The 9,474-nt window shown below is 40.1% G+C and carries 5 protein-coding genes; 2 read left to right on the top strand and 3 right to left on the bottom strand.

Annotated elements, in window-relative coordinates; all coding sequences use genetic code 11:
• The first annotated feature begins 445 nt into the window (after positions 1-445).
• Positions 446-2,200, top strand: a complete 1,755-nt coding sequence (gene nagZ, locus V7137_RS21270; RefSeq protein WP_335699924.1) for a beta-N-acetylhexosaminidase — start codon at positions 446-448, stop codon at positions 2,198-2,200.
• A gap of 150 nt (positions 2,201-2,350) precedes the next feature.
• Here the strand turns inward: nagZ and V7137_RS21265 are convergent, their stop codons facing one another.
• From V7137_RS21265 to V7137_RS21255, 3 genes are all read right to left on the bottom strand, one after another.
• Positions 2,351-3,850 carry a sodium:solute symporter family protein gene (locus tag V7137_RS21265; RefSeq protein WP_335699923.1) on the bottom strand — a complete coding sequence of 500 codons (1,500 nt, stop codon included), beginning with the start codon at positions 3,848-3,850 and terminating at the stop codon, positions 2,351-2,353.
• Complete coding sequence (locus V7137_RS21260) at positions 3,847-4,053, bottom strand: DUF3311 domain-containing protein (RefSeq protein ID WP_335699922.1); 207 nt, start codon at positions 4,051-4,053, stop codon at positions 3,847-3,849. Before V7137_RS21260 ends, V7137_RS21265 begins: the two co-directional genes overlap by 4 nt.
• A 400-nt stretch (positions 4,054-4,453) precedes the next feature.
• Positions 4,454-6,670: a glycerophosphodiester phosphodiesterase family protein gene (locus V7137_RS21255; RefSeq protein ID WP_335699921.1), complete on the bottom strand. Its 2,217-nt coding sequence runs from the start codon at positions 6,668-6,670 to the stop codon at positions 4,454-4,456.
• 471 nt (positions 6,671-7,141) lie between these two features.
• Here V7137_RS21255 and V7137_RS21250 point away from each other — a divergent pair, with 471 nt between their 5' ends.
• Positions 7,142-9,430 carry an outer membrane protein assembly factor BamB family protein gene (locus tag V7137_RS21250; protein ID WP_335699920.1) on the top strand — a complete coding sequence of 763 codons (2,289 nt, stop codon included), beginning with the start codon at positions 7,142-7,144 and terminating at the stop codon, positions 9,428-9,430.
• Positions 9,431-9,474 lie beyond the last annotated feature (44 nt).

Raw genomic sequence — 9,474 nt, 5'->3', positions numbered from 1 at the left:
CAGTTACTGAGAGTACAGCAACTGCTATAATTGATATAATTCTTTTAAGCATTCTTTTACCCTCCATGTTCTTTGGTTGCTAAGTTTTTATCATAGTAACATAGAATTTTCTGAAACAAAGAACAGGGAGATGTTAAATCGTTTACATCCGTGGCATTTATATTGCAATAATATTTCTAAACTAAGTGAAAAATCAGAAAATAATATTTTTCTAAAAGCCCCATTCAAAGCAGGAATCCCGGTAAATACACGATTCAATCTCCTTCATTACCTGGCGTTCTGTTCCATAAAAGAATGGTTTCTAGGTTCATTAAAAGGCTGTAATATACAAAGTGTATGTTACAGCAAGTTATTAACGCTCCATTTAGGTATAATGGATAAACAAGCCATGGTGTAAGACTAGCAATAAATAAATGGCGAGTTCGCCAAAGAAAGGTATCCTTTTATGTCAAAACGTAAAAAATCCATCTTGAAACCACTTATTTTGTCAATCCTATCTTTCCTTATTATTCTAGTTGTAGGTATTTATGCTTTTGATAAGGATAGGGGCGAGAAACAGTCAACAAAGGTAAACTCTAAACCACCCCAAACCTCAACAAATGTACCAACAGGATCAGGTGAAGACAAAAATCAGCATTTACATGCCTATAGTAGGGAAATCTTTTCACATTCAAAAGAAGGAAAAGTGGTCAACATCCCTTTCATTTCAGGTAAGACAAAGATTAAGGAAGTACATGATAAATGGGGAAAACCGGACAAAAAAACGGAAACTGCAAGTGGAAGATACGAAGAATATGTGGATCGAAATGTCGTCATTGGATATCTGGGTGAAGTTGTCTCAGATATCAGATCATATGATCCTGATTTACAAAAAATCCGGCAAAATGAAATCAATAAGACGTGCGGAAAACCAGATGAGATTAGATCCTACAAAGATGATACTCATGACCAAATTATTCTGGTTTATCAGGTTACCCCTTTAACAGAGTTAAAGTGGATCTTACCAAAACCAACCGATCAGGAGCCGAATCCAAAAGTGGACCATATTTCAGTCTATACACAAATAAAAAATCAAGCGGATCATTCCAATCAACCTGACGAACAACAGAGCGTATCAGATCTGATAGCAGGTATGAGTTTAGATGAGAAAATTGGGCAAATGATCATCGCAGGTATTTCCGGCACAACCATGGATACCAATACAAAAAATTTACTAACGAAAGACAAGGTTGGCGGGATTATTTTTTACAAGGACAATTTAGTCAACCCAACGCAAGCAGTTCAGCTTGTGAATCAACTGAAGTCTGAAAGTGATCCGAATTTACCGCTTCTATTAGGAGTGGATCAAGAAGGTGGGCGTGTTACCAGGCTCCCTGGCGGATTAATTAATTTTCCAACAAATAAAGAAATTGGGGCCATTAATAATTCTCAGTTTTCCTATCATGTGGGGACGATGTTAGGGAAGGAGTTAAAAGAATTTGGTTTCAATCTTGATTTTGCTCCTGTGCTGGACATCAACAGCAATCCAAAAAACCCGGTTATAGGGGATCGGTCATTCGGGAATAATTCTGAAATTGTTAGTAAGCTTGGAATTCAAACCTTTAAAGGTATACAGTCGCAAAACATTATCCCAACCATTAAGCATTTTCCAGGTCATGGAGATACGTCTGTTGACTCCCATCTAGAGCTGCCAATTGTGAATAAAAGCCTTGCGCAACTTAAAGAACTCGAATTAATCCCGTTTGAGCAGGCAATCAATAGCGGGGCTGATGTGGTTATGGTTGCCCATATCTTATTGCCTAAACTGGATGCTGATTTTCCTTCATCCATGTCCAGAAATATCATAACAGGGATCTTGAGAAAACAACTGGACTTTAGCGGTGTTGTCATAACGGATGACATGACCATGGGGGCGATTATTGACCATTATTCGATTGGCAAGGCTTCCGTTGAATCAGTCAAGGCCGGCAGTGATATTATTTTAGTAGGGCATGATTATAACCATATCGTGGAAACCATTTCTTCTTTAAAAACCGCTGTCCAAAAAGGGGAAATTACTGAACAAAGAATAAATGAAAGTGTAAGTAGAATTTTGAAGTTAAAAAAGAAATATGAAATAAATAATACGAAAGTGAAAAATGTGAATATAGAGGAAATAAACCAATCGATAAAAAAACTCCTGGATGACTATTCAAACTAATTGTTATAACTAATTTTATAGTTACTAAAGGATTGGTCTTTGTTCTTGTTTGTAAATCAACAATAAATCTATTCTTCTTTTAACATGCCAAAAAAACACCGTTTGGATCTTCATAGGTCCAAACGGTGTAACTCTATTAAACATGTTTAGTTATGCACCTTTTCTAAGCTTGGCTGTGTTTTGTTTTGATGAATTAAACAAATACTCTTTTACAGAATTTGTTCGATTTTTCGCTTTTGCCGCGAAAAAAGGATTCAAAATAATAATGGATAATAAGTTTGCTGATAATCCCCAAAACCCTTCATAAATTCCATGTGAGCTGTTTGTTCCATAAACGGTAAATGTAGTTGCCAACCCGACAAGCAATCCAATAATGGTTGCCTCTTTGGTTTGATTTTTCCAGAATAAGCTGATCACAATGGCAGGGAAAATCTGAACCATTCCTGATACACCTAAAAGCTGTAAAGATACTAACGCTGTAGGGAATAACAGTCCAAATAATAAAGCAAGACCGATGACAACAAACACCATGGAACGAGTGACAAGCGTTAATTTCGCGCCTTTCACGTTTGGATTGATTAAATCACGATAAATGTTGTTTGCAAATAAGTTGGAAGCACCGATGGCCATAATCGAGCATGGAATTAAAGATGCCAAGGCAATCGTTGAATAAGCTAAACCTTGTCCAATACCGCCGTATGAAACCTGAATGAGATTTAAAAAGGCAAAACGCGGATCACTTCCAGCCGGTAACACATGGTAAGCAACAAAGCCAAGGAAAATAACTAGGATTAAGACCACGTTATATAAAGGCAGGAACATGGCATTTTTTCGAACGGCATTCGCACTTTTCGCTGTGAATACGCCTGTTGCTCCATGAGCCCACATAAATAACGCTAAGGCAGAAACAAGTGATGCGGTCATGAACCATGGAATGCCTTTCGGGCCTGATGTTGGAATCGTCAGTAATTGAGGTGATTCCTTCACAAGGGTATCAATCATCGGGCTCCATCCGCCAAAATGGATAATCGGCAGAGAAACCACAAGGAATAACATAATCGCCCATACGAGCACATCTTTAATGATGGCTGTATAGGTAGGGCCTTTGATTCCGCTAAAGAATGTAAAAAGGGCAACAAGTAAGAATGACGTAATAACGACAACCTTCACATTAATATAACCTGTCCCAGCGACTTGAAGGGTATCTTGAATCCCGGCTAACTGTAAATCAATATATGGGATAAGCATCAATACGCCGACAATTGCAATCATAGAAGAAAGAAGTTTACTGTCAAAACGGTCTCTCGCATAATCCGCTAGTGTGGTTAGCTTAAATTTATTCGCTACTTTCCAGAGTTTAGGAAGGTAAAAGTAAGAAACAAAATAGGCGATAATACAATATGGAATTGCAAAGAAGGCAAGACTTCCCGCTGCATAAGATGTACTTGTTAGTCCTAAAAATGTATAAGCTGTATATAAATCAGCTCCTACTAAAAACCAAACTAGCAATCCGCCAAAGCGTCTGCCTCCAACAGACCATTCCTCTACTGAGCTTCTTGATGATTTATTTCGCCCTGCTATAAATCCAATCAAAACAACGGTCAAGATAATGAATACGGTGATTAACAAAGCTGTCAAATTTCCCTTCATTCGTCAAGACTCCCTTCTGATTTCTGAAGTTGATAAATTCCAAACGTGCATAAAGGTGTTAAAACGATCCATAAAAATAGCCAAAATTGAAGGAAGGGTAATCCTAAAATAATTGGGTCCATTCGATTGACGAAAGGTAGGACCGCTAATTGAGAAATAAGAGGGAGTACAATCAATAATAATTTGATGAATTTTCTGCCCATAGTAAGAACCTCCTGCTTGCTCATAGTTGAGTGAATCAATACTAAAATAGTAATATTGTCAGACCAATAGTATTGTCATGTAATTTTTATGTACGTAATAGTAACAATTTTAATGAAAGATTACAAGAAAATTTTTTAACAATTTATAAAATTCGAATTAACAAACTATTATTCTCTACAGGATATATAATGAATTTATTATTATTTAAAAAAATCATTATTAAAATATGTGATGCGTTTTATAAGTGCAAGCAATGCCCAAACCCTTGAATATATGGCCTCCCGCTGAACGGTGGGGAAGGATTTGATATCGCTGAAAAAAGCACCAGGCGGCGGCCCGGTGCTTCTTAGTGTTTGATAAAACCGAGAGACCAGTCTCCTGGTTTTCGGTTACTATATTTTAATCTTCCAGCTGGAAAGAATGGCTAAAATGAGTCTTTCCGTTCTCATCCTGGATTTCCACTGTAGCTTGCTTCCTTGCGGGATCTACCTTGAACACACCGTAGTTAAAGAAATTCCCTTCGGCATATAATCTCTCCGGACCAAAGGTCGGATCCAATGTACCAGGGTTACCTTTTACAGCTCCGATCGGACCGCTGATTAGCTCGTTATAATCGGTTTTTCCATCCTTATTGGCATCATATTTGATGATCTCGGCAAAATGGACATCCGTCGTAACGAAAAACACGTTTTTGATTCCTTTTTCAATGATAAAATCAGAGATTTTTTTGAACTCGTACTCATATCCGGTCTGATCATTTGGGTTTATTTGATTTGCATTCGCCCAGCCATCCCTGGAATTTGCTTTTCCGGTCGGCACGGAGATAGGAACGGAAGTCGCGATAAGTTTCACTTTTGCATCCGACTCAAGAAGCATTTGTTCCAGCCACTTTAACTGTTCATCACCAAGCATGGTTTTATCTGGTCCATCTGCCTGAGTGTTAGGTGAGCGGTATCCACGGTTGTTAAGGATGATCATATCCATTGTATTACCCCATGAATACTTGTGATAAAGCTTGTCCGCTTGACTGCGTTCCTCTGAAATTGGCCAATAATCCTTGAATGCACGCAAGCCTGTCGGAGTCAACTCCTGAGACGGACCTGAAAAGTCATTGGTTACTTCATGATCATCCCAAATAGAATATGTTCCTGTTTTTTGCAGGAGACTGCGCAAGCCTGCATCCGTACGGTTTTCTTTATATTTTGCCCAAAAATCCTGCACAGTTTTAGAAGGAGGGTTAGGCACAGCCGGTGTTTTATTATCGGCATAAATGGTGTCCCCGCTGAACAGGAAGAAGTCCGGATTTAATGCTGCCATTGCTTTGAACGATTTAAATGGCGGAATCTCTCCCTGGCCGCCAGTATCTCCGCCCCAAACCATTGTCATTGGCTTTAAGCTGTTTTCCTGCGGTGCGGTTTTAAATGAACCGTTCACAGAATACTTGCTGGAAACTGCATGTGCTCGGTAAAAATACCTGGTATCAGCCTTTAATCCGGTGACCTCTACATTTACTGTATAATCATCCTCTACATTGGCACGGCCTGTCTTGACGATCGTATTGTCTTTAAAACTGCTGTCAGTAGATAATTCAAATTTAACATTAGCTTTTCCGTTTGTACGTGCCCATAAAATCGCTGAAGAATCGGTTATATCTCCGCTGGCCACTCCATGTGAAATAAACGGCTTGTCCAGTAAATCATCCAACAGGTCAGGATTGTTTGTGAACTCTCCGTCTACACCAAGAGAGAGCAAGGATACCATATCATCCTGAGAATTTACGGTCCAAGGATGGACGAGAAACTGGTTTTGATGAGCGGCTTCCATAAGCTTCGGAACAACAAGCTCCTTACTAGGACCTACACCAGAAGCATAGTCAGAGATTCGCTTGAATTCCTGATATACATCCTTACCTGCAAGCATACCTCCTGAATAAAGCTGAATCAGCTTTACATTAGGTGCAAGAGTCTTCAGCTTACGAAGGCTTTCCTCGCTAAATGATTCAAGAAACAGCTTTTCGTCATCCAAGACATTGGTTTTTTTCAAGATTTCAATTACTTTCTCTTCCATTCCTGGATATACGCTTGGTGCTTTTGTTTCCATGTAAAGACCGACTTTGCCATTCCCATGTTTTTTAACAAATTCGATGGCTTCCTCGAGCGTCGGTACATGCTGTCCAATATATTCTGTTTTTGCCTTATCCGGATAAGCTTTGTTAAACCATGAACCTGCATCGAGACGGCGGATTTCTTCGAGAGTAAAATCCTTTACTCGCCAAGGTGCACGGTCCGGATAAAGTTCCTTTGCATTCGTTGTTCGTGCGAGCGTTTCATCGTGTAAAGCGATCAATTGGCCATCCTTGGTCATTTGTAAATCGAATTCCACATAATCAGCCTTCATCGTCATAGCCTGCTTATAGGCTGTCAGTGTATGTTCCGGGCTGTAGGCAGAGGCACCGCGATGCGCGATTACGGCTACATCAGAGGTAAGAGGACGTAAGGTTGTTTGTCCATTGTCAGTAGCAGATGTTTCAATAGGGTGGGCTAAAACAGCATAAGGTGCTCCTGAAGTTACCGCAAGAGACAGACAAGCTAATCCAGCAATCAAACTCTTTTTCATTCTCCATTCATCTCCTATAAGATTATGTATTTCGAATTTAAAACTATAGGAGATTTGTAAAGTCGCTATTGATAGAATGTTAATATTTAGTAAAATGCACAAAAACAGGACCTTTTTCTTATAGGGTTATATGGGAAATAGAACTATTTTTGCGGGATAAATGACCTATGATAACTTAAGTTGCTGCAAACGGCTGTTGTTGTTTATATTACTCTATTATCTTTTCGGAATTTACAAAAACTGATGATTACTAATAAGACGGTTGGAACTCGGTCATTAGTTTCCGGTGCAACAACATAGTATGCAAATAGAGCAGGCGCATGATGATTCATGCGCCTGCTCTATTTCTTTTGTTTTTGTCCATTTATATAGTTAACAAAAATATTACATTATTTCAAAGGTCCGTTAACACTAGTTTAATACTGCTTTTTTATAATGATGGTAATATTGCAATAATCTGGAGGGAATTCGATGAAACAGGAACCTAAGAAATGGAAAAGTGACCCAATTGATCGCAGAGCTTTCTTGAAAAAGACAGGAGGAATTTTTGGAGTTGCATTGTTGAGCCAGCTTCCATTGGGCTCTTTGGCATTTGCGGAGGATCAGGATTTTTCATTTGCCATTATTGCTGATACCCATATCGACCCTTACATACCGGTGCGCAGTGAGCGACTTCGTACCATTTTTAATGAGATTTCTATTTCTAGCAGTCCAAAAGCAGAATTTATCCTTCATGTAGGTGATGTGGTCGAAGCAGGATTGGCGGAAGAATACCAGGAATACAATAAAATTGTTCCTGCTACGCTGAATAATCGTATCTTTGCCGTACCTGGAAACCATGAAGTACGCTGGGATGAATGGGCAGGAGAATTGTATAATGACCTGTTTGGAGAATCACAATATTCCTTTGATCATGGAGGGATTCATTTTATTGCTTTGGATCCAACTCAGCTTCTTCAGGAACCTGGATTCTTTACGCCATCCCAGTTGAAATGGCTGGAAAAGGATCTGCAAAAGACTGGGTTGCATATGCCAGTTGTCGTTTATTTGCATTATCCAATCGGCAACGATAATTATTATATTTCGAATGAAAATAAATTTTTTGAAGTGATAGAGCGCTATAATGTTCGAGCCGTTTTTACCGGTCATATTCATCGGGAAGAAGTTTGGAAACAGAATGGGATGACTTTGATTGCCCTTCCTGCAGCAAAGGATCGCGCTGTGTACCATTGGGTGGAAAAAAAGACAGCATCAAACGGTTCTCCATTATTAGCTGTTTACCATGCTGAGTTTACCAACTCTGCCAATTCCGAAAAAACGCTTCTTGTTGAAATTCCACTTGAAGGAGTAAAGACGGCACAATACGAAAAACCGAAATTAGTTCATTTTTCTGAACCTAAAGATGGGTCTGGAACTGGTTTTTTACATGTTGAGCTTAGTCCAAAAACGAGTATCCAATCGGTCCAATATCAATTTTGGCCGGAATATCCATATGCGGGTAAGAATGCAGGTGAATGGAAGGATCTTTTCCCGGCAGCAAGTTCTAGCCTTAACTGGAAGGCCAATGTAGATACAAGCAAAATGGCTTCAGGTATTTACTTGCTCCAGGTTAGGGTGACCAACACAAAGGGGGAATTCTGGGACGAGTTCCGTGAAGTTCCAAACACCAAATCAGAAGGGGTTCTTTCAAAATCACGAGTTAACTGGGAACAGGAACTAAGTAGCCCTATTCAGGCAGACCTCATTACAGTCAAGAGAAAAAATGGATCCTCTTCACTGGTCGTGGCAGCCACAATGGACGGACAAATTGTGGCTTTAGATCCGGAACACGCCGGAAAAATAAAGTGGAACTATAAAACCAGGGGCGCAGTTATTGGTACACCTGCCGTTAACGAAAAACAGAATCTTGTTCTTGCGGGTTCTGCCGACCACACTTTGTATGCTCTCGATACAGAATCAGGCAGTGAAATATGGACATGTCAATTACCAAAACCGATTTTGGGCACTCCTCTCTACATTGAATCTGCTAATGGTGGTTCAGGTACAGTCCTGGTTCCAGCAGGCAGGATGATGGCAGGAGTTAATGCTGAAACCGGTACACTTCTTTGGAGTACTTCAATGGGAGGATTTTCTGCCGCGAAGCCAGCCTCTGATGGGCGTTTGGCCATTATTGGCTCTGGAGATGGCAAAGTCCAGGCTATGGATGTTTCAACTGGAAGTGTAATCTGGAGTAAAACAATTGCCAGTAAAGAAGCTCCATACCGTACACTTCTATACAGTCCATGGGCCTCCAAGGCTGAACTTTTGCATGCGGGTGCAGATGGCGGCAAGTTAGTACTCATTGGTGATGTAACAAATGCCTATGCTTTGGATTGTACGACAGGTGCGGAGGTTTGGCGTCTGAAGGGCGGCTTCCTTTATTCGAGTCCGCTTATCCTGTCAGGGCCTAATCCAATCCTTATACTGACCGATGAGTGGGGGAAGGTGTTTGCTGTTGATCCTGCAACCGGTGTGGTGCATTGGAAGACGACAATTGAGCAACGTATTTTTAACGCATCACCAGTTTTGGCCGAAAATACTGTATATGTAACTGGTGTAAACGGTCTGGTGACAGGCCTCAATCCAAAGGATGGTTCTATCGTTGACAGATACCGCTTCTCAACAGCCTATACTTACTCAACACCAGTTGAATCAGGGAACTTCCTCGTCGCGGGTGGACAGGACGGAAAGGTTCGGTCCATCAAATTACAAGATTACTAGAAAGAAAAATTTACAAAATTAGTAAAAGGGTGTCAGGCACCACT

The sequence above is a fragment of the Neobacillus drentensis genome (assembly GCF_036962765.1).
Taxonomy (GTDB): domain Bacteria; phylum Bacillota; class Bacilli; order Bacillales; family Cytobacillaceae; genus Neobacillus; species Neobacillus drentensis_C.
This window is presented reverse-complemented; position numbering and strand designations above follow the sequence as displayed.

What these genes read in the sequence shown, in the direction of transcription:
- nagZ (WP_335699924.1), top strand. Translation starts at nt 446, where the DNA reads ATGTCAAAACGTAAAAAATCCATCTTGAAACCACTTATTTTGTCAATC.
- V7137_RS21265 (WP_335699923.1), bottom strand. Translation starts at nt 3,850, where the DNA reads ATGAAGGGAAATTTGACAGCTTTGTTAATCACCGTATTCATTATCTTG.
- V7137_RS21260 (WP_335699922.1), bottom strand. Translation starts at nt 4,053, where the DNA reads ATGGGCAGAAAATTCATCAAATTATTATTGATTGTACTCCCTCTTATT.
- V7137_RS21255 (WP_335699921.1), bottom strand. Translation starts at nt 6,670, where the DNA reads ATGAAAAAGAGTTTGATTGCTGGATTAGCTTGTCTGTCTCTTGCGGTA.
- V7137_RS21250 (WP_335699920.1), top strand. Translation starts at nt 7,142, where the DNA reads ATGAAACAGGAACCTAAGAAATGGAAAAGTGACCCAATTGATCGCAGA.